This is a genomic window from Amycolatopsis sp. DSM 110486, from assembly GCF_019468465.1.
Lineage (GTDB): Bacteria > Actinomycetota > Actinomycetes > Mycobacteriales > Pseudonocardiaceae > Amycolatopsis.
Genome location: NZ_CP080519.1, coordinates 1,302,638 through 1,328,452, shown reverse-complemented (window position 1 = coordinate 1,328,452; position 25,815 = coordinate 1,302,638). Strand labels below are relative to the sequence as shown.

The window sequence follows — 25,815 nt, the reverse complement described above, 5'->3', positions numbered from 1 at the left end:
TCACGGGCGGGGCGCTCGCAGGTGCTTGCGCTGCTCGAGCTCCTCGTCGCTCACCGGGATGAGCATCGGCTGTCCCGGCGCGCAGAACATCGTAACGACGAACTGGGACTCGGCGTCGTCGAGATTGTTGCCGTCCTGGTAGTGGATCACGTCGAACCCGGGCTCCCAGAACGCTTCCCCGGCCTTGACGACGCGCTCCGGGTCACCTTCGAGCTCGAAGATGATCTCACCCTTGAGTACGTACCCGAAGGCCGGCCCGGAATGCCGGTGCGGCGGTGCCCCGTCACTCCCGGGTGGCAATGTGACCAGGATGGTCATCGGCACGGCCCCCTCGGGCGCCGCCGGGGCCCCCTCCGCGGTCGCCACCAGCTCGATCTTCGGCGGCGGCGCGCTCGACTTGGGGTTCGGCAGGTGGTGCGAATGTTCCACGCTCATGAGCTTCCTTCACGGACCTGGTATCGGTTGTCCTTCCGAGAGCTGAGACAAGACGTGGCCGCGATCTGTGACAGCGATGCGGCTCCTTGTGGTGTCTCCGCCAAGAATGGTGCGATGGGGACATCTGGCGTTCGGGAATGAACACCTGGTTGTGATCGGCGAACACTGCCGAAGCAGTCCGGCAGAGCCGGACACTTCCCGGCGAAAACACCGGCACCCCACCTATCGTGGGCAGATGGATGAAACGCGTGGTGGCGTCGCTTCGGTGGTGAAGGCCTGCAAGGTGCTGCGCGCCTTCTCGCCCACGGTGGGTGTCCTGTCGGTCCGGCAGGTCTCGGCCCGCGCGGACATCCCGCGGAGCACCGCCCACGAGCTGTGCCGCACCCTCGTCGCCGAGGGCATGCTGGAGGATTCCGGCAACGGTTACCAGCTCGGCCCGCTGCTGCTGGAGCTCGCCGGCCAGATCATCGAACGCACCGGCCTCGTCCGCGCGACCGAAGGCATCCTCGACCGCCTGGTCCGCGCGCCCGAGCAGGAGGCGCACCTGGGCCAGCTCACGCAGGGCTGGGTCGTCTACCTCGATCGCAACGCCAGCACCTGCAAGGTCCCGATGCACAACCGCGTCGGCCAGCGCGCCCCCGCGCACCTCACCGGGTGCGGCAAGGCGGCGCTGTCGTGGCTGCCGTTCGACAAGGTCGTGGCCCACGTGGAGAAGTGCTGTGCGGAGAGCTCGACGCCGCCGCCCGACCTCGACGAGCTCGAAGCCGAGCTCGTCCGCGCGCGGCAAGACGGGTTTCTCGCGTCGAGGTCGTTCCAGAAGGACCGGATGTCCGTCGCGGCGGCGATTTTCGACGCGTCGGGCCACGCGGTCGGCGGCGTCTCGCTGGCCGGCCCCGCGACGATGTTCACCACGGCCGTCGTGGCGTCGGCCCGCGCGTCGGTGACCAACGCGGCTGGCCTCATCAGTGCACGGCTGATCAACGAGTCGGCGCGCTGGGCGAGCACTCCACGCTGACTGCAATCGTTTGCAGGGCAATGTGCGGCACTCGCGCCCGTTGCGTCGAGACCGGCGCGGAAATCGCACCCGAAATGGGCGGGCCGCTCGGCACCTCTGCGTATACTGCCGTCGTGCGAAGAGCGACCTTGAAGGACGTGGCCGCGCGCGCCGGGGTCCACGTCGCGACCGCGTCGAGGGCCCTCAACGAGACCAGTCGCCACCTGGTGAACAGCGCGACGCTCGACCGCGTGCTCCGCGCCGCCACCGAGCTCGGCTACTCCGGCAACCTCAGCGCCCGCACGCTCCGCACCGCCCGGTCGATGGCGATCGGCATCCTGTTGCCGGACCTGACCAACCCGATCTTCCCGCCGATCGTGCGCGGCGCCGAGGACATCCTGCGCGAGCGCGGCTACAGCACGTGGATCGCCAACACCGACGACGACCCGAAGATCACGGCCGCGTCGATCGAAGCGTTCCTCTCGCGCGGCGTCGACGGGTTCATCTCCGCCGGGTCGCGCCTCCACGACGACACCGTCGAGCAGATGGCCGGCCAGGGCCACCCGCTCGTGCTGGTCAACCGCACCGTCGACCGCCGCGACATCCCGTCGGTCACGGCCGACGACGACCACGGCGTCCGCCTCGCGCTCAGTCATTTCGTGGAGCTGGGCCACCGCAAGATCGTCCACCTGGCGGGTCCGCAAGATCTGTCGACCGGTGTGCACCGCAAGCGCGCATTCGTGCAGGGCCTCGCCGATCACGGCCTCGACCGCGGGCCCGAACGTGTGGCGCAGTGCGACGCGTGGTCGCAACGCGAGGGTCACCGTGCCCTCAGTGGACTCCTGCGCGACGAGAAGATCGACTTCACCGCGATCGTCGCCGGAAACGACCTGATCGCGCTCGGCTGTTACGACGCGTTGCGCGAACACGGAATGACGTGCCCGCACGACGTGAGCATCATCGGCTTCAACGACACCCCGTTCATGGACCACGTTTCCCCGCCGATGACGACCATCCGCATTCCGCAGTACGACTTGGGTCGCGAAGCCGCGAAACTTCTCGTCGACAACCTCGAAAACCCCGAGCAGGGTCCCCGGTCGATCGTGCTGCCGGTCGAGTTGGTCAACCGGCGTTCCACGGCGCCTTTGCGCACGAACTGACCCGAATTGCCGTTGCCCTTCCCATTGTGAACGATTGCAGCGGGTATTCAGCAGCAGTGGCCCCCGGCTTGGCACCCCGCCTAGGCTAAGCCCGAGAAGCACGACCGACGCTTGAAGGAGTCTCCGATGGACCTGCTGCTGCGCGGCAAGACGGCGCTCGTCACCGGTGCGAGCCGGGGGATCGGGCTGGCGGTGACGCGGGCGTTGGTCGAGGAGGGCGTTCAGGTCGTCGCGGCGGCGCGCAGCGTCGACGGGGACCTCAAGGAACTGCCCGCCGAGACCGTGGCGGTCGACCTCGGCACGCCGGACGGCGCGGCGCGGGTGGTCGAGGAGGCCGTGGCGCGCGTGGGCGGGATCGACATCCTGGTCAACAACGTCGGCGCCGTGCGGCCCCGGCCCGACGGCTTCGCCTCCGTCACGGACGAAGACTGGCTGGCGACGTTGAACCTCGACTTCATGTCGGCCGTGCGCACCACGCGGGCGGCGCTGCCGTCGCTCCTGGAGCGGACCGGCGCGATCGTCACGGTGTGCTCGGTCAACGCGACCTTGCCCGACCCTCTGGTGATCGACTACAGCGCGGCGAAAGCGGCGTGCCTCAGCTTTTTCAAGTCCCTGTCGAAGGAAGTCGGCGCGCGCGGCGTCCGCGTGAACACGGTCAGCCCGGGCCCGGTCGCCACGGACCTGTGGCTGGGCAAGGGCGGCGTCGCCGAGACGGTCGGGGGCGCCGTGGGCGCGGAGCCCGGCAACGTCGCGGCGAAGGCGGCCGCCGACTCCGTGACCGGCCGGTTCACGCGGCCCGAGGAGGTCGCGGACCTGGTGACGTTCCTGGCCAGTGGTCGCATCGGCAACCTCACGGGCGCCGACATCATCCTCGACGGCGGCATGACGCAGACGATCTAGACCCCGTCTGACCTGGCGTAACATCCCGCTGATGACACCCGAGGAGCACCTGCGCCACGCCGACCCGGTCCTCGGCCGGGTCATGGACGAGATCGTCGGGCCGCCGCCCCAGCTGCCGCCCGACCCCGCGCTGGCCGGCGACCCGGACATCCCGAAGGACAACTACGGCGTGCTCGTGCGCGCGATCGTCAGCCAGAACATCTCGATCCACGCGTCGCGCTCCATCTTCCGCAAGCTGAAGGACCGCTTCGGTGGCCGGCTGCCGACGCCGGAGGAGCTGCTGGCCGACGATCCCGAGCAGCTGCGCCCGGCCGCCGGCCTGTCGCGCGCGAAGACGGTGTCGCTGCGCTCGCTCGCCGACTGCATCCTGGCGGGCCGCCTCGACCTCGACGCGCTGAACGAGCTGCCCGACGACGACGTCATCGCGCAGCTCGATGTGGTCAAGGGCATTGGCGTGTGGACCGCGCAGATGTTCCTGATGTTCCACCTGCACCGGCCTGACGTGCTGCCGACCGGTGATCTCGAGCTGCGCCGCAGCGTCGAGCGGGCCTACGGGCTGGCCGCCCGGCCGACGCCCGCGGAGCTCACGCGCCTGGCCGAGCCGTGGCGGCCGTACCGCACGCTGGCGTGCCTGTACCTCTGGCAACTGGCCGAGCAGGCGCCGCGGTTGTGATTAAGCTGGTGCCACAGGACTTTTCGCGCAAAGGAGAAACACGTGGAGGGTGTCGACCCCGCGGTGGCGCCGAGCGGCAACGGCTGCGCCGAGTGTGATGCGGCCAGTCCGCAGGGCTGGTGGTTCCACCTGCGCCGCTGCGCGCAGTGCGGCCACATCGGCTGCTGCGACTCGTCGCCCGGCCAGCACGCCAGTGCGCACGCCGCCTCGTCCGGCCACCGCATCGTCCGCAGCTACGAGCCCGGCGAGGAGTGGTTCTGGGACTACGTCGAGGAAGTGATGTACGAACGCGGCCCCGAACTGGCCGCCCCGACGCACCACCCGCTCACGCAGGCCGCCCCCGGCCCGGCCGACCGCCTGCCGGCGAACTGGGCCGAGCAGCTTCACTGACCGGGTTCCGGGCTGCCTGATCGTGGTGACGGCCGGGCAGCTCGGGCGGGCAGTACCTTCGACACCATGACCAGCTCACGTCCGAATCCCACCGACGTCGCGGATGCGTTGTTCGATTTCGCACTTCGGCCCTCACAGGTGCAGGCGGCCGGCGCGGTCGTGGCGGGGCAGGACACGTTGGCGGTGCTGCCCACGGGTAGCGGAAAAAGCGCCATCTACCAGGTCGCCGGCCTCGCTCTCGGTGGGTTGACGCTGGTCATCTCTCCGCTCATCGCGTTGCAGCGCGACCAGTTGCGGTCCATCGCGGGACGCCCTTACGGCGACCGCACCATCAACGCCGAGCTCCTCAACTCCAGCCAGAAGGTCCACGAGCGCCGCGAGACGCTGGCGCGGCTGGAGAAGGGCGAGCTGGACTTCGTCTTCCTGGGCCCCGAGCAGCTCACCAACGCCGAGACGCGTGCGGCGATCACCAATGTCACGTTGTTCGTGGTGGATGAAGCACATCTGGTGAGCGAATGGGGACAGGAGTTCCGCCCCGAGTATCTGCGGCTGACCGACGCGATCGCCGAGTTCGGCCGGCCGCCGGTCCTCGCGTTGACGGCCACGGCGTCGCCGCCCGTGCAGGCGGACATCACGCGCCGGCTGGGGATGCGCGACGCGCAGGTGGTGGTAGCCGACTTCGATCGGCCCAACATCTCGCTCTCGATGCGCCCGACGCAGCCGAGCAAACCGGAGGCGCGGGCCGTCGACGACCGGTGCGTCGACGTCCTCATCCAGCACGACACCCCCGCGCTCGTCTACGCCCTCACCCACGCCCGCTGCGAGTCCCTCGCCGACCGCCTGCGCCTCGACGCTTTCCGCTCCGCGCCCTACCACGGCGGCATGACGGCGGCCGCCCGCGCGCAGGTGCAGGACGACTTCTTCGCCGGCAAGCTGGACGTCGTCGTCGCCACGAGCGCGTTCGGGATGGGGATCGACAAGCCCGACATCCGCACGGTCGTGCACGCCGGTGTGCCCGCGAGCATCGACGACTACTACCAGGAGATCGGCCGCGCCGGCCGCGACGGGGAGCCCGCCGTGGCCGTCCTCGTGCACGACCCGCGCACCATCCGCATCCCACGCCTGCTCGCCGCCCGCACACACCTGAGTGAGGAGACCGTGCACCTGGTGGTCGACGCGGTCGAGAACTCGCCTCGGCAAGCGACGCTCACCGACCTGACCGCCAGCGCCGGGGTGGCCGCCCACGCCGTCGAGCGGGTGGTCAACGAGCTGGCGGAGCTGGGTTTCGTCGGCGTCACGGGGTCGGGCCACCACCGCGTGGTGGAGTGCGAACAAGAACTCACACCACCGGCCGAGCTCGCCGACCAGCTCGTCGACCTCGACCGGCGCCGCCAGGCCGTGCTCACCAGCCGGATCGAGGCCGCGCGCGCATACGCGGAAAGCACGCGGTGCCGTCGTGCGGAACTTCTCGCATACTTCGGTGAGAACTACACACCGCCGTGTGAAAACTGCGACAACGACCGTGCGGCACACACCACCGAACGCCAGCGCGCCGAGGTCTCCGGTGGTGCCCCCGTGCACCACCGTCTGTGGGGAGACGGACAACTGTTGTCCCAGGACGAACACGAGTTGCTCGTTTACTTCCCCAGCGTGGGCTACAAGCACCTCACCGCGTCGACGATCTCGTCCGGCATCCTCCAGCCGCGCTGAACAAGCGCCCGCGGGCTCGCCTGGTAACTTCCCGACTCGGGCGCGAGACTGGGTGCGCCCGGAGAGAGGAGCCGTCCGTGGACGACGACATCGAGGACAACGCCGACACCGGCGTGCTCGACCCTGAAGACACCCTCGAGGACGGCGATCCGTACGACGAGGGCTACTCGCCGCCGGAGAAGCCGTACGAGGTCGACGAGTTCGGCACCACGCCCGAGGAAGAGCGCGAAGGCGAAAGCTGGGAGGGCCGCCTCGCCCGCGAGGTGCCCGACGTGCAGCCCGAGGAAGGCGACGACCTCGGCGACAGCGAGGACACCGACGGCGAACTCATCGACGGCGAACTCGGCGACTTCCGCGCGGGCCGCCTCGTCGCCGCCGACGAGGGCTCCGGCGAAGACTCCGACGACGAGCTGTACGCCTCCGACGTCGGCATCGACGGCGGCGCCGCCTCCGCGGAGGAAGCCGCCGTCCACGTGGTCGACGACCCCGAGGCGTACTGAGAACCGCTGGCGACCGCTGAGGTGGAGGTGGTGCGGGGTTTCCCGCACCACCCTCCCCGGCTGACGCGGTCAGCGCCGCGCGGCGAGCCAGGCCTCGGACTGGCGTGTGGCGCGGGAGAGCCCGCGTAACCGCTTCTCGTCGCGGTCCCGGTGTTCCCGCCGCCGCTCGGTCGGGTTCCGCGGGCTCGGAGCGAACCTGCGTGGGGCGCCGCTGGAGAGGGCGCAACTGCCTCGCTGAAGTTCCGACGTTCACCGCTCCGTTTGATCGGATTCCGTGAACCGCGAGCGAACTGGCCCCAGGCGCAGGAAGCCGGCACAACTGCCTCGCTGAAGTTCCGACGTTCACCCCGCTGCTTGATGGGGTTCCATGAGTCGCGAGCGAACCTGTGCGGGGCACAGCGAAGAAAGCGCGACTGCCTGGCTGAGGGCCTGCCGTTTACGCCCCCGCCCGCCCCCGACATCCACGAGCCGCATCCGGCGTATAGCGACAGCCGCGGCAACTCCCGAGTCACGCTTTGCGCGCGATCTCCTCCAGCCAGCCGGTCACCGTCGCGCAGATCGTGGCCTCGCCGCCGCGCGTGTGTTCCACCAGTTTGTCCTGCGACCACAGCATGGCCGCGACCACGCCTTGGCGCACGGGCGTCAGGCCGATCTGCCAGGAGCCGTGGCGCCACTCCGCGGTGCTCCACTGGCCGGTCGTGGGGCTGCGCTCGACGGTCCAGGCCGGGCCGGCTACCAGTTCTGCCACCGTTTTCGGCGCTCGCCACTGCCGCACGGTGTCGTTCTCGGTGCTCATCGGGGTCCCTCGGGGTGCGCAGGAACGGGGTCGTGTCGCGAGAGCGGCGGTCCGGCCGCGAGAGCGGGGAGTCAGCGCACGGTGGCAACCCTTTCGTTCAACTCCCGTTCACTTTAGCGGCCCGTGAGGTGTGTTTGCGCGTACTTCCGGAAAGCGGCGACGAGGCGGCTGCGGTCGTCGGCGCGGGTGGCGAGCACGACGTGCGCCGGTTCGACGTCCTCCAGCACCACCGACGTCAGGTCGGGACGCAGGAAGCGCACGTCGTGGCCTGCGGAGATGGCCACGGCCTGACCGGCCGCGACGAGCTCGAACTTGTCCTCCAGGGCTTCGATCACGGGCCCGTCGGGCGCCGGCCGGCCGTCGGGCCGCGGTTCGACGCGCCAGTACGCACTCCACGCCGGATCGGAGTCGCGCACGCGGGGCAGGGGTTCGTCGGCGATGTCGTTGATGCTCACCGATTCCTTGCCGGCCAGCCGGTGATCCAGTGGGAGAATAACCACACGCGGCTGGTCGTAAAGCACCGTGACGTGCAGTCCCTCGGTCGCGAACGGCAGCCGGCTCACGACGACGTCGACGCGGTGCTCCAGCAGCGCAGTCGGCACGTCGTCGAACGCGACGTGCAGCGTCTGCACGTCGGCGTCCGGATGCCGGTGGCGCATCTCCCGCACGGCGGGCGTGACGATGAGCCCGCCCGCGTACCCGACGGCCAGCCGGCTGGGCTGCGCGGCGGCCCGCGTGCGCGCGATGGTCTGGGCCGCGGTGCGCAGCAACGCCTTCGCCTGCGGCAGGAACACCTCACCCGCCTCCGTGAGCCGGCTGCCCTGCGGCGTGCGGTCCAGCAGCCGCGCGCCGAGCTGTTGCTCGAGACGGCGGATCTGACGGCTTAGCGAAGGCTGCGTCACGTGCAAGGCTTCGGCCGCGCGGCCGAAGTGCTTGTGCTCCGCGACGACCGTGAAGCAGTGCACCAGCCGGAGGTCGAGGTCGACCGGATGTTCGGGCATGTGGTTATTCTACCTGCGGTGATGCACGAAGCGTATTGCGCGATACGAAGGTTTCATTGGCCGATGTGCGGAATACGACGGCAGGGTGGAAGGACCAGAACATCCCTTGTTTGAGGAGCAACACCATGCGTGTGTTTGTTACCGGAGCGACCGGGTTCATCGGCTCCGCGGTCGTTCGCGAGCTGCTCGGCGCCGGCCACCAGGTGCTCGGCCTGGCCCGCTCCGACGCGTCGGCCGCCAAGCTGACCGCGGCCGGCGCCGAGGCCCACCGCGGCAGCCTCGAAGACCTCGACAGCCTGCGCACCGGCGCCGCCGCGGCGGACGGGGTGGTCCACACCGCGTTCGTCCATGACTTCAGCGACTTCGAGCGCTCCGTCGGCACCGACCGCCTCGCGATCGAGACGATCGGGGAAGCCCTGGCCGGCACCGGCCGCCCGTTCGTGATCAGCTCCGGCACCCCGGCCACCCCCGACGGCGTGGCGACCGAGGACACCATCCCCGAAGGCGGCAGCATCGCGGCTGGTCGTTTCGCGTCCGAAGAGATCGTGGTTTCGTTGGCAACGCAGGGAGTCCGCGGCTCCGTCGTGCGCCTGCCGCGGTCGGTCCACAGCGACGAGGACCGCCACGGCTTCGTCCCCCTGCTCATCGAAACCGCTCGAACGCAAGAGGTTTCGGCCTACCCCGGCGACGGCGCCAACCGCTGGCCTGCCGTCCACTGCCTGGATGCCGCGCGCCTCTACCGCCTGGCCCTCGAGCACGCCCCGGCGGGCACGCGCCTGCACGCCGTCGGCGACGAGGGCATCCCCGTGCGCGAGATCGCCGAGCGCATCGGCAAGCACCTCGGCCTGCCAGTCGAGTCCGTCCCGGTCGAGCAGGCGGCCGAGCACTTCGGCTGGCTGGGGCCGATCTTCGCCGTGGACATGCCGGCGTCGAGCGCCCGCGCCCAGGACTTGTTCGACTGGCACCCCGCTCATCCCGGATTGCTGTCCGATTTGGACGCCGGCCACTACTTCTCCCGCTGATGGCGACGTTCGGAGCCGGCCCAGTCGGCGTGTGCCTGCCGGTCACCTTCACCAGCACCCCTTCGGCCGACGACCAGCGCACCGCCGTGCGCCGCCTGGAACGCGCCGGCTACCACGCGGCGTGGACCAACGAGGTCATCGGCAAAGACGCCCTCGCCCAGCTGGCGGTGCTCCTCGGCGCCACCGAGACGCTGGCGTTCGGCACCTGCGTGGCCAACATCTGGGCCCGGGCGTCCCAGACCGCGCACGCAGCCGCTTCCTTCCTGGCGCAGGCTTTCCCCGGCCGGTTCACGCTCGGCCTCGGCGTCGGCTACCCGCAGCAGGCATCGAGTGTGGACCGTCCGTTCGGGACTCCGCTGGCCACCATGCGGTCCTATGTGGAGGGTATGGCGGCGGAAACCCGGCCACCCGCCGCGGATGCCCCGTACCCACTCATCCTGGGCGCCAACGGCCCCAAGATGCTCACCCTCGCCGCCGACCTCGCCGACGGCGCGCTCCCCGCCGGCCTGCCGCCGCAGCACACGGCTTTCGCCCGACGGGTCCTGGGCCCGGACAAACTCCTCGTCGTCGCGCAATCGATCGCGGACTCGTTCGAGACGGCCCGCCAAACCGTCTCGAACTGGCTCAGCCGCACCGCTTTCCGCACAACACTCGCGGACCTCGGCTACCCGGCCGAGCCCACCGACGACCTGGTCCGGACCCTTGTCGCGTTCGAGGGCCCGGACCACGTCGCCGCCGCCGTCCAAGCCCACCTCGACGCCGGCGCCGACCACGTCACCCTGCTTTCCCCAGTGGGCACGGAATTCGGCCCGGGCATCGACCACCTCGTGTCGCTGGCCCCGGCGCTCCGCTGATTACAACCTCCCGGCGACGGTCTTCGCCAGCGCGGCGTAGGCGTCGAGGAACGCGTCGCTGGGAGCGCGGCGGAATCCCAGCTGGGCGACCCGGATCCGGCCGTGACTCCGTTTGGCGATGGTGATGGTGGTACTGCCTTGGGAGGTGGTGCAGTAGACGGCGTCGTCGGTGAACGGCTTGGGCTCGTCGGCGCAGCCTCGGGCCGAACCCTGGAAAGCAGCCTTCGGCGAGTCGAAACCCGGCGCATCGCCGACGCCCAGCTCCACCAGGGTGGCATGCGAATCGAGGGCGCGGTGATACGAGCAGGCGTACAGGGTGACACCACTCTGCGTATCGGGTTCTTCCTCAGTGCTTTCGAAGCTGTTGCCGTCCGCGAGTGCGTGCTGGACTTCGCCCGAGTCCAGAAACGGACACGCCGCACTGAGCCGTTCCGGCGACGCCGCCACGAACGACGTCGTGGAGGGTCCCTCCAGTGTGGTCGCCGCACCGCCGGCGGCACACCCCGCGGCGGCCGCCACCGCGAAGGCGACGGCGATGAGTCTCCTGGGTAAACGCATGTCCCGAATCCTGCCCGCTCTTCGGGGAGATCCCGGTCTCGGAGATCCACTCGCGATCATCCCAATTGTCCCTTTTGGAGCACTGTAGGGTGATCCGGGCTCCCGAGGAAGCGCCTCGGCCAGGCAGGAAGGCTTCGTTGATGAGGTTTGTTTCGCTGCGTTGGGACGAGAGTCACCGGCCTGTCGTTCTCCACCAGGTCCACCCGGGAGCTCCTCGGTGCGGTCCTCCTCGACGAGATCCTGCCGACCGACACCGGGTGTTCCCACGAAATCGCGTTGCGGCAGGGTTCCGTGACCGTCGAATGCGGGGATCCCACCGCAAAATGGGGGTGGCCCCGCGCCATGAAAGGCCCGGGGCCACCCCGGCAACTCATGCCTTCGGCTTCGTCAACCCACATCCCGCCAACGAAAGATCCACCGTCGACCCAGCCCCGAGGCAAGCCGGAATCCCGGCGGTCTGCTGCCCGTAGGACCGGCCCATGTGGACGGTGATGATGCCGTTTTCGTCTACCTCACAGGGGTTGTCCACATCGCACACCTTGCCCAAGCTGTTGGACGTGTTGTGGATGCCCACGACCTTGCCGGTGTGCGGGTCGAGCACCGGCGAGCCGGAGTCGCCGCTGCCGGGGGTGCAGTCTTCGCTGTACTGGATCGCGTTGTGCTGCGTGTAGCCGCCCTCGCGGAGTTCCGGGACGATGTTCGCGACCGAACACGCCCAGGCCTTCAGGTGTGTGCCCGAAAGCACGTCGAGCTGGTCGGCTTGCTGGGGTTCGCGCGTGCCGAGCTCGAAGACCTTTGCGCCGGCGGCGGCGAGCTGCGCGTAGGTCTTGTCCACTTGGTACAGGGCGACGTCGGTGCCGGTCATGGTGGCGTACAACAGCTTCGTGGTGCGCAGGGTCGCCTTGATCCCGCCCGACGCGGACACCACCGCGGCATCGCGGGCCTCCGTGCGCTCCGTCACCGCCGAGCCCACGGCGGGGTGGTCGCCGGTAATGCAGTGGCCGTTGGTCAGCAGCAGGCCGGGGTCGTCCGGACTGGCGCCGGCCTTGCGGACCAGCGACCCCGCGCACGAGCCCAGGTTCACGGCGCCCTCGAGCGTCGGGTGGCGTTCCGCGATGGTCTCGCGCACCCAGTCGGCATACGCGGGCACGTTCGTGTAGATCCCCGGCCCGTTGTCGCCACCGCTGACGACACCGGCCAACGTCCAAGCGCCGCCTTCCTTAACGAGCGCCGGGCCACCGGAGTCCATGTTGGTGGGGCCCACCTTGCCGTCGAGTGCGCCGATGCACAGGTCGCTGAGCGAAACCAGACACGTCGATGTTGGTTGGACAACAGTGTCGGCCTCGAGCAGGTGGTCGGGGTAGCACTGCGGGGCGGACTGGTCGCAGGTCATGCCCCAGCCCATGATGCGCGCGCCCGTGCCCGGCGCCGGGGCCTTCGCGCTGATCTTGATCGGCGCAGCCTTCGCCGGGTGTGCCAGCTTCAGCAGCGCGATGTCCTTGCCGAAGATGTGCGGGAGGGTGCCGTTCGAACGTCGCACGAACTTCTCGACCGCGATCACCTCACCGCCGGACGTCGCGCTCACCGAGCCCAGCCGCACCGACCAGTCGTGCGGGTAACCGACCTGGGTCTCGAGATCGTTGCGCGCGCAGTGCGACGCCGTCACCACCCATTGCGGCGCGACCAGCGTCACCCCGCACACGTGCCCGTCGGGCCGCGGCGAGTCGGCCGGCCGGTTCAGCGACCCGGTGAACGGATACGCACGCGGCGATGGGACTCCGCCAACAATCGCTGATGCCGGAGCAACACCCAACGCGGTCACGGACAACGCTGCCGCCACGACGGCCAGCACACTTCGGAGTTTCACCGGGCTCCCTCTCACCTGTGGATCACAGAACCCGCTCAGACTCCTCACCCTGTGTGCGCGCACCTCGACCGGAACGTCACGATCCTGTGACAGCGCCCCAGCAGCGCACCCCCGTCGTGCCCGACGAGGTCGATCGGCTCGGCGCTCTTCGCCTGCTTATCGGCCAACCACGCGGCGCGCGCGCCCTTCGTCGGCGCGAATCCCGCTGTCGCTTTACGACCACGTTAGCCCGGCGCCCACGGCAACACGGCTCCGTAGCGGATCAACTGGCCGTAGTGATCGGGGTCCGTGGGCGAAAGGGCGAGGTCGAGGAGCGGCACCGCCGCCGCGGCCGGAGTGGGCGCCGTGCTGACGTCCCACCAGAGCGCCGACGTCGGCGTGTTCATCATCCCCGGGCACACCGCCGCGAGCAGGATCCCGCGCTCCGCGTCGCTCGCGCGGTGCACCGCGGCGAGCGCACGTACAGCCGCGACCTGCCCGATCTTCGACGGGATGTTCACGAACCCGGGCCACGCACCGGCGCGGGCGCTGCCGTCCGCGACCGCGTCGCGCCAGCTCGCGACGGCCTTGTCGACGTCGTCCAGCGAGGCCAGGCCGTCGAAGCGATCGTGCAGGACGGGCGCCAGGTAGTGCAGCGTGCCGAGCGAGCTGGCGACGACGAGCAGTTTGCCGCCGTCCCGCAGCAGTGGGGCGAACGCCCGCAACAGCCTCGTCGTACCGAAGTTGTTGACTTCTGTGTAGGGGCCCACGATCTCCCGCGGGTCGTCGTCGGGACCGACGCGCATCACGGCGTTGCCGAACACGACGTCGACCCCGCCGTAGCGATCGCTCAGCACCTTGGCGAGCCGGGTGACGGACGCGGGATCGGCCACGTCGAGCAGTTCGCCTCGGACCGTCGCCCCGCCCGCGGGCAGCGACTCCACGGCCTCACCGACCCGGCCGAGATCCCGTCCCGTGAGGTAGACGGTGTCCTGGGTGGACAGACGCTGCGCGAGACCCTCGGCGAGCGCCAGGCCCAGCCCTTGTGTGGCTCCGGTGACCAGTGCGACGGTCATGCTCGCACCAGACCTTCCGTGAGCTCCCACAGCCGCGCGGCGCCATCGGGGTCGAGGGCGTAGCGCGCGACACCGTGCAACTGCGGTGCTTCCCCGCGCCGGTCGATGGTCGGGGTCTCCGCGCAGTCCACAAAGTACCGACCGCCGATTCCCTCCAGTAGCGGTGACGCGGCGACCAGGACCGACGTCGCCGCACCCTGTTCGGGGGTCTTCATCAGTTCGGGCGGGACGGTCCCACTGCCGCGTCCGCTCGTGTGGCGCTGCAGGTTGGTGAAGATCCCGCCCGGCATGACGGCGTTCGCCGTGATGCCGTCCCGAGCCCAGCAATGCGTGGCCTCTACGGCGAAGAGCACGTTGGCCGTTTTGGACTGTCCATAAGCGAGCCATGGATCGTAGCGGCGGAAGGCGAAGTTCACGTCGTCGAACACCACCGGGGAGAGCTGGTGCCCGCTCGAGCTCACCACGACGACGCGCGCCGAGCCGTCTGCGGCCAGCGCGGGGTGCAGTCCGGTGGCGAGCAGGAAGTGTCCGATGTGGTTGGTGGCGAACTGCCACTCCCACCCGTGCTCGGTGTACTGCTCGGGGCTCGCCATCACGCCGGCGTTGGCGACGAGGATGTGCAGCGGACCGTCCCAAGTGGACGTGAAGGCGGCGATCGAGGCCGGGTCGGTGAGGTCCAGCTCCGCGACGCGCACCGCGGTGCTGCCGGTGCTCGCGGCGATGTCCTTCGCCGTGCGTTCGCCGGCGGCGACGTCGCGGACGGCAAGGGTCACCTCGGCGCCGGCCGAGGCCAGGGCGCGAGCGGTCTCCACGCCGATTCCGGACGACGCCCCGGTCACCACCGCGCGTCGCCCGCTGAGGTCGATGCCTTCGGCCACGTCCGCCGCTGTGCTGGCGAAGCCGAAGGGAGTCTGGATCAAGGTCATACTTTCACGCTAAGCAGTCACCGGGCATGCTGCCAGCGAAAGTTCGTCAAGTCTGCTATGCGTAATAGTCATGGCCTTCACCGACGCGTCGCTCACCGCGCTGCGGGTGTTCCGCGAGGTGGCCGAGCGGGGCTCGTTCACCGCCGCGGCCGCCGCCCTCGGCTACACGCAGTCCGCCGTCTCCCGCCAGATCGCGTCACTGGAGCGCGCCGCGGGCACCCCGCTCGTCGAACGCCGTCACGACGGTGTGCGCCTCACACCCGCCGGTCGGCTGGTCGTGCGCCGCGCGGCCACCGTCGTCGACGAGGTGGACGCCGCGGCGCGCGACCTCGTCGGCTTGCCCGACGGTCACGGCAGCGTCCGGCTCGGCTGGTTCGCCAGCGCCGGCGCCGCCTTGGTGCCCCGCGCGCTGGCGGAACTGCGTCGCACGCACCCGGGCATCACCGTGACCACGCGCGAAGGCAGCACCCCCGCGCTGGTCCGCGCACTGCGCGCGGGCACGCTGGACCTGGCGCTGATCGCGTCGACGCCGCCCTTCCGCCCGCCGGACAGCGAAACCCCGGCGCTGCAGGTGCAGACCCTCGCCGAGCGCAGCCTGTGCGTCGCCGTGCCCACCACCCACCCCCTCGCACGCGGCGAGTTCATCGACGTCGCCGACCTGTCCGGCCAGCGCTGGATCGCCGGCTCGCGCAACGAGCACGTCATGGGCGTCTGGCCCGGCCTCGACGAGCGCCCCGACATCGCCCACACCGCGCGCGACTGGCTCGCCAAGCTCCACCTCGTCGCCGCCGGTTGCGGCATCACGACCGTGCCTACCGTCCTCACTCCGGTCCTCCCGTCCGGCGTCCGCGTCCTTCCCGTCCGGGGAGGGCCTTCCGAACGGCGGCGCATCTTGCTTGCCCGCCTCCCGGGCCGCCCTTCGGACGCCGCGGTGCGTCTCGCGGAGGCCTTTCGCGCGGCGGCGTTGAAGGGGGAGGTTGAAGGGTTCTGATGGAGACGGCCGGTTGCCGCTACCTTGAGCAGGCGCGGTCGTCGTGGCGCGCGGAATGTTCGGGAAGGGACACGCCGAACAGTGGCGAACCTCAAGGTCACCTACGACGCTTCAGCGAATGCGGCGTACGTCTACTTCACCGACCCGGCTACGGAGCCGCGGTCGGTGCACATGTATCCGTGCGATCCCATCGGTGTGGGCGGCATGATCAATCTCGATTTCCTGGCGGACGGTCGTGTCCTGGGTGTCGAGGTGCTGGATGCTCGGGGCAAACTTCCCCAGTTTCTGCTCGAGGGAGCTGAACGGATCGACCGGCCGGCGCGGGGCGAAGACTTCCGAACGGTGACCGCGACGAAGGAAACGTTCAACGGCAGCGAAATCAAACTGTTCGATGTCGTCACCGCGGGGGAACGCCTGATCGAGTTCCGCGATGCCGCCTGGCGTGAGGACGCGGCCGTTCTCGTCGTTTCCGTGCCGCGCGGTAGCTCGTGGACCGACGCGTCCGTGACCATCAATCCCAGTCGAGGCGCTGTCCCGGTGGCGTTCCTGGCCTGGGCGACGGAGATCGCCAAGCAGCGAATCACGGCGTCGTAGGGCGTCGCCGCTGGTGGAGGGTGCGGCCGTCCGACGGGCGCACACACCGTCAGTACGATCATCACTTTATGTAATCAGGCGCGAAGACGCACACTCAGCTCTCGTCAGTGATCAAATTCTGTGACTACCATCTCACTGGATGTGCGAATCCGACCACGGCTCCGTCGCCAAAACACTAACCCTTGATCACTGGCGCACAGTCCTGCCTGGTCAAGGCGTTGCTGAAGTCACACGCCTTGCTCAGATGAGCACTTCAGTTCACTTGAACGTGTCCAGTCTCTAGTCTGGACTTGTTCCAGAAAACATGGTCTGATGCCCTCATGCCGGCCACTGATCCTGCGGACCGTCTGCGGGGTGTCTCACTAAGAGTCACCAAGCAGCGGACCGCTGTGCTGCACGCCGTGGCGCAGCGGCCGCACACGGACGTCGAGGCGGTGGTCCGAGCGGTGCGCTCCGAACTCGGCGCCGTGTCGACGCAGGCGGTGTACGACATCCTCGCCGCGCTGGGGGAGGTGGGGCTGGTGCGGCGCATCGAGCCGGCCGGGTCGCCGGCGCGATTCGAGGTGCGCACGGGCGACAACCACCACCACGTGGTCTGCCGCCGCTGCGGTGCGGTCGCCGACATCGACTGCGCGGTGGGGGAGCGGCCTTGCCTCGCACCCGCGAGCACCAACGGGTTCGTCATCGACGAAGCCGAAGTGACCTACTGGGGCCTTTGCCCTTCCTGCAACGAAAACTGACTGTCCACCACCTGAAGGAGATGAAGTGGCTTTCGAGGAAAACACCAAACCGCTGACGACGGCGGCGGGTGCGCCGGTCGTGGACAACCAGAACAGCGTCACCGCCGGCCCGCGGGGCCCGGTGCTGTTGCAGGACCTGTGGCTCATCGAGAAGCTGGCGCACTTCGACCGCGAGGTCATCCCGGAGCGCCGCATGCACGCCAAGGGCTCCGGCGCGTGGGGCACTTTCCGCGTCACGCACGACATTTCGCAGTACACGAAGGCCGCGATCTTCGCCAAGGTCGGCAACGAGTGCGAGATGTTCGCGCGATTCTCGAGCGTCGCGGGTGAGCGCGGCGCGGCCGACGCCGAGCGCGACATCCGTGGTTTCGCGCTGCGTTTCTACACCGAAGAGGGCAACTGGGACGTCGTCGGCAACAACACGCCGGTGTTCTTCCACCGCGATCCGCTGAAGTTCCCTGATCTCAACCGCGCGGTGAAGCGTGACCCGCGCACCAACTTGCGTGACCCGGAGAACAACTGGGGTTACTGGACGAACCTGCCCGAGGCGCTGCACCAGGTCACGATCATCATGACCGACCGCGGCATCCCCAAGTCGTACCGGCACATGCACGGCTTCGGCTCGCACACCTACAGCTTGATCAACGCCGCGGGCGAGCGGAACTGGGTCAAGTTCCACTTCCGTACCCAGCAGGGCATCGAGAACCTGACCGACGAGGAAGCCGGCGCCGTCATCGCCGCCGACCGCGAGTCGAACCAGCGCGACCTCTTCGACGCCATCGAGCGTGGCGACTTCCCGAAGTGGAAGCTGTTCGTGCAGGTCATGCCCGATGCCGACGCGGCGAGCTACCGCTTCCACCCGTTCGACCTCACGAAGGTGTGGAGCAAGAAGGACTACCCGCTGATCGAGGTCGGCGAGTTCGAGCTCAACCGCAACCCGGACAACTACTTCCAGGACGTCGAGCAGGCCGCCTTCACCCCGGCCAACCTGATCCCCGGCATCTCGTTCAGCCCGGACAAGATGCTGCAGGGCCGCCTCTTCTCCTACGGTGACGCCGCCCGCTACCGCGTCGGCGTGAACCACCACCAGATCCCGGTCAACTACCCGCGCGGCGCCAAGGTGGTCAACACCTACCACCGCGACGGCGCCATGCGCGTCGACGGCAACCAGGGTGGCGTCCCGGGCGTCGAGCCGAACAACTTCGGCCGTTGGCAGGAGCAGCCCGCGTACGCCGACCCGGCGCAGGCCGTCGGCTCGACCGCGGACCACTTCAACTTCCGCGAAGACGACGACGACTACTTCACCCAGCCGGGCAACCTGTTCCGCCTGTTGTCCGCGGACGAACAACAGCGTCTGTTCGAGAACACGGCGCGCGCGATCAAGGGTGCGCGCAAGGAAACCGTCCAGCGGCACATCGACAACTGCGCCAAGGCCGACCCGGCCTACGGTGAGGGTGTGCAGAAGGCCTGCGAGGCCCTGGGCGCTCTTTAAGTCCTTTGTGGCTGTTGCTCCCGTCGCTCGTTGTCGCGACGGGGGCAACGGCTTTCTACAGGCTCTGCCCGAACATTTTCGCGGCTTCCCGCGCACTCGGCGTCCCGGCGTCCAGATCGGCCCCCGCCCTTTTCAGCGCCGCGACGATTTCCGTCTCGCCCTTGAACAACGCGCCCGCGATCGGCGACTGGTTGCGGGCGTTGCAGATGTCGGGATCGGCGCCGTGCTGCAGCAAGTACTCCACGGTCTCGCCCCGCCCGTGGTACGCGGCGAGCATGAGGAGTGAATTGCCGGCCTCGTCGAGCGCGTTGACGTCCAGGCCGTGCTCGATGAACTCCGCGAGCTCTTTCGTGTTGCCTTCACGCGCGAGGTCCGCCATGACGATGCGGGCTCGTTTCCGGAGGTCTTCGTTTTCGTCAGCGGGCATGGTGGAATTTTAGCATCGCGTGATGCGTGTTCCGGATTCTGAAGTGCGGCGCTCATCCGTCCTGAATGGATCGAGCGAGTGAGTGCTTTCGGATGTGTTCGAAACGCTGCAGAAAGATCTTCTGTGGACAGTCAAGGATCGAGTGGTGAAGGCCCGGTATCCCGAAGCCTCGATCTCCCACTACGGGGCCGCGCACAAGTGAATGCGCGGCCCCGGTGAAAGATCAGCGCAGCGGTTCGAGCGCCTTCGCCAGCGGCTCCAGCACCGCGGGAGTGTGGGGCGGCGGCAGGTAGACGATGGCCAGGTCGAGGCCGGCCTCGCCGAGGCCCTCGGTCTGCTTGGCGACCGCGGCGTAGTCCAGGTCGGGTTCGAGGCGCACGTGCGAGGACAGCGTGATCTCGCTGGGGTCGCGGCCGATGTCGGCGCAGTGGCGGTGCAGGACGTCGCGCTTGTGGGCGAACTGCTCGGGCGTGCCGCCGGTGAAGTTCCAGTGGTCGGCGTACTTCGCGGCCGTGCGCAGGGTGCGCTTTTCGCCGCTGCCGCCGATGCAGATGGGCGGGTGGGGCTTCTGGACGCCCTTGGGTTCGTTGCGGGCGTCGGTGAGCTGGTAGTGCGTGCCCTTGAAGGTGGTGGTTTCCTGAGTCAGCAGGCTGATCAGGACCTCGCAGCCTTCCTCGAAACGGTCGCTGCGTTCCTTGATGGTGCCCAGCTCCATGCCGTACGCGCCGGACTCCTCCTCGTTCCACCCGGCGCCGATGCCGATCTCCAGGCGCCCGCCGGACACGATGTCGAGCGTCGCGGCCATGTTCGCGAGCAGCGCGGGGTGCCGGTAGTGCATGCCGCTGACGAGCGTGCCCAGGCGCAGCCGCTTGGTGGCCTGCGCGAGCGCGGTCAGCGTGACCCAGCCCTCCAAGCAGGGGCCGGTCGAATCGGAGAAAATGGGATAGAAGTGGTCGAACGTCCAGCCGGATTCGAACAGCTCGATCTCGTCGGCCGCCTGCCAGACCGCGAGCATGTCCTCCCAGACGGTGTTCTGGGGCGAAGTCTTGATGGCGAATCGCATGGTCGTGAGCGTAAACCTGGAGTAACCCCAGCTGCCAACACCGTCGCCATGGGCGGCGGCGGACGGGCGCTCGTCCGAATCGTGTCCCTTTGCGTGTAACAGGTGCCTGTCGCGGCGCGACCCGCAGCGCGCCTGCCACTCCCGCGGCTGTGCGGAGCACCGGCTCGCCGACACGGTCACGCGATCATCGCCGACGACAACATCGCCGGACCTACGCGAATCACCTTGAAGAAGGGCGAGTTCTTCAAATCCTCCGGTGGGTGCGCCTGGAAGAAGAGCCGACCGTCAGTGTCTTGTGGACAGTGGGCGCCACGCCGGAGGAATACCGGCGCGGCGCCACCTGAAAAAGACCTCAGTCCCGGATCGCCTTGAGGGCGCCCGACCAGGTCTCCAGCTGGGTGAACAGCGTGGTGGCCGCGTCGTCGTGGAGGGCGGCCGGGGTGAAGGACGCGAAGTTCTCGAAGTCCGTGAACAGCGAGAACGACAGCTGCTGGCGCACGTGGGCGATCTGGAGCTCGCTGCAGATGGCGCGCAGGTGTTCGATCGCGCGGGCGCCGCCCAGTGAGCCGTAGGACACGAAGGCCGCGGCCTTGTTGTTCCACTCCGCGTAGAGGTAGTCGATGGCGTTCTTCAGGACGGCGGACGTCGAGTGGTTGTACTCGGGCGTCACGAAGATGAAGCCGTCGTAGGAGTCGATCTTCGCGGCCCACGCCTTGGTGTGCTCGCCGGCGTACTGGCCGAGGGTGGGCGGCAGGGCCTCGTCGAGGTGGGGCAGCGGGAACTCGGCCAGGTCGACGAGCTCGTAGTCCGCGCCGGTGCGGGCCTTGGCCTTGGCGAAGACCCAGTCGGCGACCTGCTTGCCGTTGCGTCCCGGGCGGGTGCTGCCGATGATGACGGCGATCTTGAGGTCACTCACTTGCCGGTTTCCTTCCGAGGATGACTTGAATCTTCATGTCAAATAATGAACACCCGAACTTGAACATTCAAGTCACGCGCTAGACTGGGACGCATGACACACCGGCAGGCCGCCCCGCGGTGGCTCGACTCCGAAGAGCTGCAGACGTGGCGCTCGTTCACGTACCTGCTGCACCGGCTGCCGACCGAGCTGGAGAAGCAGCTGCGGGAAGACTCACAGCTCAGCTACGTCGAGTACTACGCGCTGGCCGGGCTGTCGGAGGAACCCGGTCGGCGCATGCGGCTGAGCGAGCTGGCGATCCTGACCAACGCCGAGCTCTCCCGCCTGTCGCACCTCATCAGCCGGCTGGAGAAACGCGGGTTCCTCTACCGCGAGCCCGACCCGGAGGACGGCCGCTATACCCACGCCGTGCTCACCGAAGCCGGCTACGCGCACGTGCTCGAGTCCGCGCCCGGCCACGTCGAGCGCGTGCGCGAGCTCGTGTACGACGTGCTGTCCGAAACGGAGCTGCGCACCCTGCGCACGGCGGCCGACAAGATCACCCGGCGCATCGAAGCCGATGGCTGAAGGTCTCCATGAGAGGGAGCGGCAGGCGGCCCCCGCGCCGACGCATCCTGGTGGCATGACGAAGAACCCCGGCTTCGAGTTCGGGCTGAACTCCTTCGGCGAAGTCGCCACCGACGGAGCGCGGACACTGAGCGACGCGGAGACCGTCCGCCTGCTCGTCGACGAGGCACGCCTCGCCGAAGAAGCCGGCCTCGATGTCTTCAGCGTCGGCGAGCACTACCGCGAAGGCCACAACGACAGCGCGACGCCGGTGCTCCTGGCGGCCGTCGCGACGGCGACCGAGCGCATCAAGCTCGGCACGTCCGTGACGGTGCTGAGCACCAACGACCCCGTCCGCCTCTACCACGACTTCTCCACCGTCGACGCCGTCTCCAACGGCCGCGCGCAGCTGGTGCTGGGCCGGGCGTCGGCGACGGAGTCGTTCCCGTTGTTCGGATACGACCTCGCCGATTACGAGCACCTGTTCGAAGAGAAACTCGAACTGTTCATGCGCTTACAACGCGAGGAGTCCGTGACGTGGTCGGGCACCGTGCGCGCGCCGCTGGTGGACCAGACGCTGCACCCGCGGATGCGCCCAGGCGGGATCCCGACGTGGATCGGCGTGGGCGGCAGCCCGGATTCCGTTGTGCGCGCCGCGAAGTACGGACTACCGCTGATGCTGGCGATCATCGGTGGCCGACCGCAGCGGTTCGCCGGGCACGTGGAGCTTTATCACCGCGCGCTGGCGCAATTCGAACAGCCGGTGTTGCCCGTCGGACAGCACTCGCTCGGCCTGATCGCGGACACCGACTCCGAAGCCGTCGAGACGTGGTGGGAGTACTGGCAGCCCGTGGTCGCGAACCTCGCGGCCGAGCGCGGTTTCTACAAGCCGGACCGCCGCCGCTACCTGGCGGAGATCGACGGCGGCGCGCTGTTCGTCGGCTCGCCGAACACCGTCGCGCGCAAGATCGCGACCGTGGCGCGTGACCTGCGCCTCAGCCGTTTCGACCTGAAGTACGACATCATGAACCTGCCCCGAGAAGCTCGCGCCCGGTCGATCGAGCTGTTCGGCCGCGAGGTCGCGCCGCGGGTTCGCGAACTGCTCACGAAGGCGCCTTCCCATGTCTGACTTGGTTTTCGGCCTCGACACCTTCGGCGACGTCCCGGAGGACGACTCCGGCACGCCGATGTCCTACGCCGCGGCGATCCGGCACGTGCTCGACGAGGCCGTGCTCGCCGACGAGATCGGCGTGGACGTGATCGCGCTCGGTGAGCACCACCGGCCGGAGTACTCGATCACTACCCCGGAGACGGTGCTGGCTGGCATCGCCACGCGCACGTCGCGGATCCACCTGTCGTCGGGGGTGACCGTGTTGAGTTCCGACGATCCCGTGCGCGTTTTCCAACGTTTCGCGACCGTCGACGCACTCTCCAACGGCCGCGCGGAGATCATTCTCGGACGTGGTTCGTTCACGGAGTCGTTCCCGCTGTTCGGATATGACCTCTCCGACTACGACAAGTTGTTCGAAGAGAAAATCGACCTGTTCGTTCAGTTGCTCGACGAGAAGCCCGTGACGTGGAGTGGTTCACTGCGTCCGGCGCTGGACGCGGCTGACGTCTTCCCCAAGACGGAGTCGGGTCGCCTGACGACCTGGGTCGGCGTCGGAGGCTCGCCGCAGTCGGTGATCCGCACCGCCCACTACGGGCTGCCGCTGATGCTCGCGATCATCGGCGGGCCGGCGAAGCGGTTCGCACCGTACGTGGACCTCTACCGCCGCGCCGCCGCCGAATTCGGCACGACCGCGCACCCCGTCGGCATGCACTCGCCCGGCTTCATCGCCGACACCGACGAGGAAGCGCGTGAACTGTTCTGGCCGCGCTACCGCGTGATCCGCGACCGCATCGGCCGGCTGCGCGGCTGGCCGCCGATCCAGCGCGCCGAGTACGACAGCGAAATCGAGCACGGCTCGATGTACATCGGCTCGCCGGAAACAGTCGCGCGCAAGATCGCCGGCGCGGTGAAAGACCTCGACGTCGGCCGGTTCGACCTCATCTACTCCAGCGGTTCGCAGCCGGCGAGCGCGCGCATGCACGCGGTGGAGCTGTACGGCACGAAGGTGATCCCGATGGTGCGGGACCTGCTGGCGGAGGGGAAATGACGGAGACGCTGGGCATCCTCGGCGCGGGCAAAGTCGGCACCGTCCTCGCGCGGCTCGCAGTGGCGGCCGGCTACCGCGTGCTCATCGCCGGCTCGGGCGCGCCGGAGAAGATCGCGCTCACCGTGGAAGTCCTCGCGCCGGGCGCCGTCGCCACGACGCCGGCCGACGCCGCTTCGGCCGACGTCGTGATCCTGGCGCTGCCGCTGGGCAAGTACCGCAGCATCCCGGCGGCGGAGCTGGACGGCAAGCTCGTGATCGACGCCATGAACTACTGGTGGGAAGTGGACGGTCACCGCGCCGACCTGGAGGTCTCCACGAGCGAGACGGTGCAGAAGTTCCTGCCCGGCGCGCGCGTTGTGAAGGCGTTCAACCACATGGGTTACCACGACCTGGAAGACGAGGCCCGCCCCGCCGGGACGCCCGGCCGCAAGGCCATCGCCCTCGTCGGCGACGACCCCGCGGCCGTGGCGGAAGTGTCCACTGTGGTCGATGCGCTCGGCTTCGATCCCGTGCCGGCCGGCGGTCTGGCCGAAGGTGTGCGGCTGGAGCCGGGCGCGGAGACCTTCGGGGCGAACGTCGAGGCCGTCGAGCTGCGGGCGATGCTGGAGCGGTTCCCGGAGTCGGAACGCGGTCGTGCTCTCAGCGAGCGGCCGGTGGCAGACTCACGTTAGACGCCGCCTCCGCGAGCCGACGCGGCCGGTGCTTGCCGCGTCGCGTTGGCCGGTTTGTCTTCGGTCAAATTGTCCGGAAACGCCGGGTGCTGCTGATACCGAGACCACGCGGACGGTGTTGGCGCCGGTTCCGCCGGCGGCTCGGCTGCGGCTTTGGTGTGCCGCGGCGGTAAAGCCGGCGGAACCGTTGCCGCTCACTCGGCGCCCGTGAACATGGCCACGAGATCGCGGGCCGAGTTGCTGCCCGCGAAGAGCTCCTGCATCTCGACGCCCTCGACTGCGACCGCCTGACTGCGGGGGAACATTTCCTGTTCGTATTCGGACAGGGCTGTCTCGACGTTGTCCGGGTGGGCGGCGAGCGCTTGGCCGAGCCGGGCTGCGTCGAGCATGGCGAGGTTGGCGCCTTCGCCGTTGGGCGGCATGAGGTGGGCGGCGTCGCCGACGAGGGTGACGCCCGGCGCGCGGTCCCAGCGGTGGTCGAGGGGCAGTGTGAAGTGAGGGCGTAGCAAGGGTGCGGTGTCGCCGTCGGTGATGAGGGCGGTGAGTTCCGGGGCCCAGCCGTCGAATTCCCGGGCGATGCGCGCGGCCGTCGCGTCGGCGTCGGTGAAGTCGATGGCGGCGAACCATTCCTGTGACCGGGTGAGGACGACGTAGGTGTGCAGCGTGTCGCCGCTTTCCCGGTGCGCCTGGATTTCGCGGCCGGGTGCCGGTGCGATGAGTGATCCGCCGCCGACAGCTTTCGCGGCCGCCGGGTGGCGGGTGTCTGCGTTGTAGAGGTAGACCTCGACGAACGAGGTGCCGGCGTACTCGGGGACCGCACCCGACAGCAACGGTCGCACGCGGGACCACGCGCCGTCCGCGCCGACCAGCAGGTCAGTCGCGACAACGCTGCCGTCGGTGAAGGTCACCTCGTGGCGAGCCTCACCCACAGGGCGGGCGTCGGCGACCTTGGCGCCCCAGCGGACGGTGCCGGCGGGGAGCGAGTCGAGCAGCAGCTGCCGCAGCTCCCCGCGTTGGACTTCGGGTCGGCCTCCGGTGCCGTCGTCGGCTTGGTCGAGCAGGACGGTCCCGTCGGGATCGAGGACCCGCATTTGCTGGCGACCCTCGAGGATCAGGCCGCGGAACTCGTCGGAGAGTTCGGCGGCTTCGATGGCGATCTGGCCGTTGTAGTCGTGGATGTCGAGCATGCCGCCCTGTGCGCGGGACGACGGGGAGTCCTCGGCTTCGTAGACCGTGGCCGGGATGCCGTGGACGTGCAGCACGCGGGCGAGGGTGAGGCCGCCGAGGCCGGCGCCGATGATCGTGACGGTGTTCAAGATGACTCCTCCGAAGCGCTATGGAATGTCGTTCCAATGTTGGAACGAGATTCCAGATG

28 protein-coding genes are annotated in these 25,815 nt (G+C 69.0%); 17 read left to right on the top strand and 11 right to left on the bottom strand.

Features of this window, described 5'->3' with window-relative positions; genetic code table 11:
• Complete coding sequence (locus tag K1T34_RS06465) at window positions 1-435, bottom strand: cupin domain-containing protein (RefSeq protein ID WP_220243376.1); 435 nt, start codon at window positions 433-435, stop codon at window positions 1-3.
• Window positions 436-670: 235 nt separating this feature from the next.
• Here K1T34_RS06465 and K1T34_RS06460 point away from each other — a divergent pair, with 235 nt between their 5' ends.
• The 7 genes from K1T34_RS06460 to K1T34_RS06430 all read left to right on the top strand — a co-directional run bounded on the left by K1T34_RS06460 (window position 671) and on the right by K1T34_RS06430 (window position 6,762).
• The gene (locus K1T34_RS06460; RefSeq protein ID WP_220243375.1) at window positions 671-1,450 is read left to right on the top strand and encodes an IclR family transcriptional regulator; all 780 of its coding nucleotides are present in this window, start codon (window positions 671-673) and stop codon (window positions 1,448-1,450) included.
• A 113-nt stretch (window positions 1,451-1,563) separates the two neighbouring features.
• A complete protein-coding gene (locus K1T34_RS06455; RefSeq protein ID WP_220243374.1) occupies window positions 1,564-2,589 on the top strand; it encodes a LacI family DNA-binding transcriptional regulator in 1,026 nt (341 codons plus the stop codon).
• A gap of 126 nt (window positions 2,590-2,715) precedes the next feature.
• The gene (locus tag K1T34_RS06450) at window positions 2,716-3,489 is read left to right on the top strand and encodes an SDR family oxidoreductase (protein WP_220243373.1); all 774 of its coding nucleotides are present in this window, start codon (window positions 2,716-2,718) and stop codon (window positions 3,487-3,489) included.
• A gap of 31 nt (window positions 3,490-3,520) precedes the next feature.
• The gene (locus K1T34_RS06445) at window positions 3,521-4,162 is read left to right on the top strand and encodes a DNA-3-methyladenine glycosylase (protein WP_220243372.1); all 642 of its coding nucleotides are present in this window, start codon (window positions 3,521-3,523) and stop codon (window positions 4,160-4,162) included.
• Between the two features lie 42 nt (window positions 4,163-4,204).
• Window positions 4,205-4,552, top strand: a complete 348-nt coding sequence (locus K1T34_RS06440; RefSeq protein WP_220243371.1) for a UBP-type zinc finger domain-containing protein — start codon at window positions 4,205-4,207, stop codon at window positions 4,550-4,552.
• A 66-nt stretch (window positions 4,553-4,618) separates the two neighbouring features.
• Window positions 4,619-6,262: an ATP-dependent DNA helicase RecQ gene (locus K1T34_RS06435; RefSeq protein ID WP_220243370.1), complete on the top strand. Its 1,644-nt coding sequence runs from the start codon at window positions 4,619-4,621 to the stop codon at window positions 6,260-6,262.
• Between the two features lie 77 nt (window positions 6,263-6,339).
• Window positions 6,340-6,762 (top strand): DUF5709 domain-containing protein, encoded by a 423-nt coding sequence (locus K1T34_RS06430; RefSeq protein WP_220243369.1) that lies wholly within the window; start codon window positions 6,340-6,342, stop codon window positions 6,760-6,762.
• Between the two features lie 508 nt (window positions 6,763-7,270).
• Here K1T34_RS06430 and K1T34_RS06425 read toward each other — a convergent pair.
• Both K1T34_RS06425 and K1T34_RS06420 read right to left on the bottom strand, forming a co-directional pair.
• Complete coding sequence (locus K1T34_RS06425) at window positions 7,271-7,558, bottom strand: hypothetical protein (protein ID WP_220243368.1); 288 nt, start codon at window positions 7,556-7,558, stop codon at window positions 7,271-7,273.
• A gap of 113 nt (window positions 7,559-7,671) precedes the next feature.
• A complete protein-coding gene (locus K1T34_RS06420) occupies window positions 7,672-8,559 on the bottom strand; it encodes a LysR family transcriptional regulator (RefSeq protein ID WP_220243367.1) in 888 nt (295 codons plus the stop codon).
• Window positions 8,560-8,684: 125 nt separating this feature from the next.
• Here K1T34_RS06420 and K1T34_RS06415 point away from each other — a divergent pair, with 125 nt between their 5' ends.
• Both K1T34_RS06415 and K1T34_RS06410 read left to right on the top strand, forming a co-directional pair.
• Entirely contained in the window at window positions 8,685-9,581 is an 897-nt protein-coding gene (locus K1T34_RS06415; protein ID WP_220243366.1) for an SDR family oxidoreductase, read from the top strand.
• Window positions 9,581-10,435 (top strand): LLM class flavin-dependent oxidoreductase, encoded by an 855-nt coding sequence (locus tag K1T34_RS06410; RefSeq protein ID WP_220243365.1) that lies wholly within the window; start codon window positions 9,581-9,583, stop codon window positions 10,433-10,435. Before K1T34_RS06415 ends, K1T34_RS06410 begins: the two co-directional genes overlap by 1 nt.
• Here the strand turns inward: K1T34_RS06410 and K1T34_RS06405 are convergent, their stop codons facing one another.
• The 4 genes from K1T34_RS06405 to K1T34_RS06390 form a co-directional block, all read right to left on the bottom strand.
• Window positions 10,436-10,993 carry a hypothetical protein gene (locus tag K1T34_RS06405; RefSeq protein WP_220243364.1) on the bottom strand — a complete coding sequence of 186 codons (558 nt, stop codon included), beginning with the start codon at window positions 10,991-10,993 and terminating at the stop codon, window positions 10,436-10,438.
• A 370-nt stretch (window positions 10,994-11,363) separates the two neighbouring features.
• Window positions 11,364-12,860, bottom strand: a complete 1,497-nt coding sequence (locus K1T34_RS06400; RefSeq protein ID WP_220243363.1) for a trypsin-like serine protease — start codon at window positions 12,858-12,860, stop codon at window positions 11,364-11,366.
• A gap of 224 nt (window positions 12,861-13,084) precedes the next feature.
• Entirely contained in the window at window positions 13,085-13,915 is an 831-nt protein-coding gene (locus K1T34_RS06395) for an SDR family NAD(P)-dependent oxidoreductase (protein WP_220243362.1), read from the bottom strand.
• Complete coding sequence (locus K1T34_RS06390) at window positions 13,912-14,841, bottom strand: SDR family NAD(P)-dependent oxidoreductase (RefSeq protein WP_220243361.1); 930 nt, start codon at window positions 14,839-14,841, stop codon at window positions 13,912-13,914. The genes K1T34_RS06395 and K1T34_RS06390 overlap by 4 nt, the downstream gene beginning before the upstream one ends.
• A 70-nt stretch (window positions 14,842-14,911) precedes the next feature.
• Between K1T34_RS06390 and K1T34_RS06385 the strand changes: the two genes are divergently transcribed.
• The 4 genes from K1T34_RS06385 to K1T34_RS06370 all read left to right on the top strand — a co-directional run bounded on the left by K1T34_RS06385 (window position 14,912) and on the right by K1T34_RS06370 (window position 18,658).
• Entirely contained in the window at window positions 14,912-15,832 is a 921-nt protein-coding gene (locus tag K1T34_RS06385) for a LysR family transcriptional regulator (RefSeq protein WP_220243360.1), read from the top strand.
• Between the two features lie 81 nt (window positions 15,833-15,913).
• Window positions 15,914-16,426: a DUF2283 domain-containing protein gene (locus tag K1T34_RS06380; RefSeq protein ID WP_220243359.1), complete on the top strand. Its 513-nt coding sequence runs from the start codon at window positions 15,914-15,916 to the stop codon at window positions 16,424-16,426.
• A gap of 320 nt (window positions 16,427-16,746) precedes the next feature.
• Window positions 16,747-17,166, top strand: a complete 420-nt coding sequence (locus K1T34_RS06375) for a Fur family transcriptional regulator (RefSeq protein WP_220243358.1) — start codon at window positions 16,747-16,749, stop codon at window positions 17,164-17,166.
• Window positions 17,167-17,191: 25 nt separating this feature from the next.
• Window positions 17,192-18,658, top strand: a complete 1,467-nt coding sequence (locus tag K1T34_RS06370) for a catalase (protein WP_220243357.1) — start codon at window positions 17,192-17,194, stop codon at window positions 18,656-18,658.
• A gap of 55 nt (window positions 18,659-18,713) precedes the next feature.
• Here the strand turns inward: K1T34_RS06370 and K1T34_RS06365 are convergent, their stop codons facing one another.
• The 3 genes from K1T34_RS06365 to K1T34_RS06355 all read right to left on the bottom strand — a co-directional run bounded on the left by K1T34_RS06365 (window position 18,714) and on the right by K1T34_RS06355 (window position 21,064).
• Window positions 18,714-19,085, bottom strand: a complete 372-nt coding sequence (locus tag K1T34_RS06365) for an ankyrin repeat domain-containing protein (protein ID WP_220243356.1) — start codon at window positions 19,083-19,085, stop codon at window positions 18,714-18,716.
• Between the two features lie 223 nt (window positions 19,086-19,308).
• Window positions 19,309-20,148, bottom strand: coding sequence for an LLM class F420-dependent oxidoreductase (locus K1T34_RS06360; protein WP_220243355.1), 840 nt, complete (start codon window positions 20,146-20,148; stop codon window positions 19,309-19,311).
• A 352-nt stretch (window positions 20,149-20,500) separates the two neighbouring features.
• Window positions 20,501-21,064, bottom strand: a complete 564-nt coding sequence (locus tag K1T34_RS06355) for an NADPH-dependent FMN reductase (protein WP_220243354.1) — start codon at window positions 21,062-21,064, stop codon at window positions 20,501-20,503.
• A 93-nt stretch (window positions 21,065-21,157) separates the two neighbouring features.
• Here K1T34_RS06355 and K1T34_RS06350 point away from each other — a divergent pair, with 93 nt between their 5' ends.
• The 4 genes from K1T34_RS06350 to K1T34_RS06335 are packed head-to-tail and all read left to right on the top strand — an operon-like array spanning window position 21,158 to window position 24,440.
• Window positions 21,158-21,631, top strand: a complete 474-nt coding sequence (locus tag K1T34_RS06350) for a MarR family winged helix-turn-helix transcriptional regulator (protein WP_220243353.1) — start codon at window positions 21,158-21,160, stop codon at window positions 21,629-21,631.
• A gap of 55 nt (window positions 21,632-21,686) precedes the next feature.
• Window positions 21,687-22,739, top strand: a complete 1,053-nt coding sequence (locus K1T34_RS06345; RefSeq protein WP_220243352.1) for an LLM class flavin-dependent oxidoreductase — start codon at window positions 21,687-21,689, stop codon at window positions 22,737-22,739.
• On the top strand, window positions 22,732-23,769 hold the full coding sequence (locus K1T34_RS06340; RefSeq protein WP_220243351.1) for an LLM class flavin-dependent oxidoreductase: 1,038 nt from the start codon (window positions 22,732-22,734) through the stop codon (window positions 23,767-23,769). The genes K1T34_RS06345 and K1T34_RS06340 overlap by 8 nt, the downstream gene beginning before the upstream one ends.
• Window positions 23,766-24,440: an NADPH-dependent F420 reductase gene (locus tag K1T34_RS06335; protein WP_220243350.1), complete on the top strand. Its 675-nt coding sequence runs from the start codon at window positions 23,766-23,768 to the stop codon at window positions 24,438-24,440. Before K1T34_RS06340 ends, K1T34_RS06335 begins: the two co-directional genes overlap by 4 nt.
• Before the next feature lie 194 nt (window positions 24,441-24,634).
• Here the strand turns inward: K1T34_RS06335 and K1T34_RS06330 are convergent, their stop codons facing one another.
• Window positions 24,635-25,759: an NAD(P)/FAD-dependent oxidoreductase gene (locus K1T34_RS06330; protein WP_220247026.1), complete on the bottom strand. Its 1,125-nt coding sequence runs from the start codon at window positions 25,757-25,759 to the stop codon at window positions 24,635-24,637.
• Window positions 25,760-25,815 lie beyond the last annotated feature (56 nt).

What these genes read in the sequence shown, in the direction of transcription:
- K1T34_RS06465 (WP_220243376.1), bottom strand. Translation starts at nt 435, where the DNA reads ATGAGCGTGGAACATTCGCACCACCTGCCGAACCCCAAGTCGAGCGCG.
- K1T34_RS06460 (WP_220243375.1), top strand. Translation starts at nt 671, where the DNA reads ATGGATGAAACGCGTGGTGGCGTCGCTTCGGTGGTGAAGGCCTGCAAG.
- K1T34_RS06450 (WP_220243373.1), top strand. Translation starts at nt 2,716, where the DNA reads ATGGACCTGCTGCTGCGCGGCAAGACGGCGCTCGTCACCGGTGCGAGC.
- K1T34_RS06445 (WP_220243372.1), top strand. Translation starts at nt 3,521, where the DNA reads ATGACACCCGAGGAGCACCTGCGCCACGCCGACCCGGTCCTCGGCCGG.
- K1T34_RS06435 (WP_220243370.1), top strand. Translation starts at nt 4,619, where the DNA reads ATGACCAGCTCACGTCCGAATCCCACCGACGTCGCGGATGCGTTGTTC.
- K1T34_RS06425 (WP_220243368.1), bottom strand. Translation starts at nt 7,558, where the DNA reads ATGAGCACCGAGAACGACACCGTGCGGCAGTGGCGAGCGCCGAAAACG.
- K1T34_RS06420 (WP_220243367.1), bottom strand. Translation starts at nt 8,559, where the DNA reads ATGCCCGAACATCCGGTCGACCTCGACCTCCGGCTGGTGCACTGCTTC.
- K1T34_RS06415 (WP_220243366.1), top strand. Translation starts at nt 8,685, where the DNA reads ATGCGTGTGTTTGTTACCGGAGCGACCGGGTTCATCGGCTCCGCGGTC.
- K1T34_RS06410 (WP_220243365.1), top strand. Translation starts at nt 9,581, where the DNA reads ATGGCGACGTTCGGAGCCGGCCCAGTCGGCGTGTGCCTGCCGGTCACC.
- K1T34_RS06405 (WP_220243364.1), bottom strand. Translation starts at nt 10,993, where the DNA reads ATGCGTTTACCCAGGAGACTCATCGCCGTCGCCTTCGCGGTGGCGGCC.
- K1T34_RS06395 (WP_220243362.1), bottom strand. Translation starts at nt 13,915, where the DNA reads ATGACCGTCGCACTGGTCACCGGAGCCACACAAGGGCTGGGCCTGGCG.
- K1T34_RS06390 (WP_220243361.1), bottom strand. Translation starts at nt 14,841, where the DNA reads ATGACCTTGATCCAGACTCCCTTCGGCTTCGCCAGCACAGCGGCGGAC.
- K1T34_RS06385 (WP_220243360.1), top strand. Translation starts at nt 14,912, where the DNA reads ATGGCCTTCACCGACGCGTCGCTCACCGCGCTGCGGGTGTTCCGCGAG.
- K1T34_RS06375 (WP_220243358.1), top strand. Translation starts at nt 16,747, where the DNA reads ATGCCGGCCACTGATCCTGCGGACCGTCTGCGGGGTGTCTCACTAAGA.
- K1T34_RS06365 (WP_220243356.1), bottom strand. Translation starts at nt 19,085, where the DNA reads ATGCCCGCTGACGAAAACGAAGACCTCCGGAAACGAGCCCGCATCGTC.
- K1T34_RS06360 (WP_220243355.1), bottom strand. Translation starts at nt 20,148, where the DNA reads ATGCGATTCGCCATCAAGACTTCGCCCCAGAACACCGTCTGGGAGGAC.
- K1T34_RS06350 (WP_220243353.1), top strand. Translation starts at nt 21,158, where the DNA reads ATGACACACCGGCAGGCCGCCCCGCGGTGGCTCGACTCCGAAGAGCTG.
- K1T34_RS06345 (WP_220243352.1), top strand. Translation starts at nt 21,687, where the DNA reads ATGACGAAGAACCCCGGCTTCGAGTTCGGGCTGAACTCCTTCGGCGAA.
- K1T34_RS06340 (WP_220243351.1), top strand. Translation starts at nt 22,732, where the DNA reads ATGTCTGACTTGGTTTTCGGCCTCGACACCTTCGGCGACGTCCCGGAG.
- K1T34_RS06335 (WP_220243350.1), top strand. Translation starts at nt 23,766, where the DNA reads ATGACGGAGACGCTGGGCATCCTCGGCGCGGGCAAAGTCGGCACCGTC.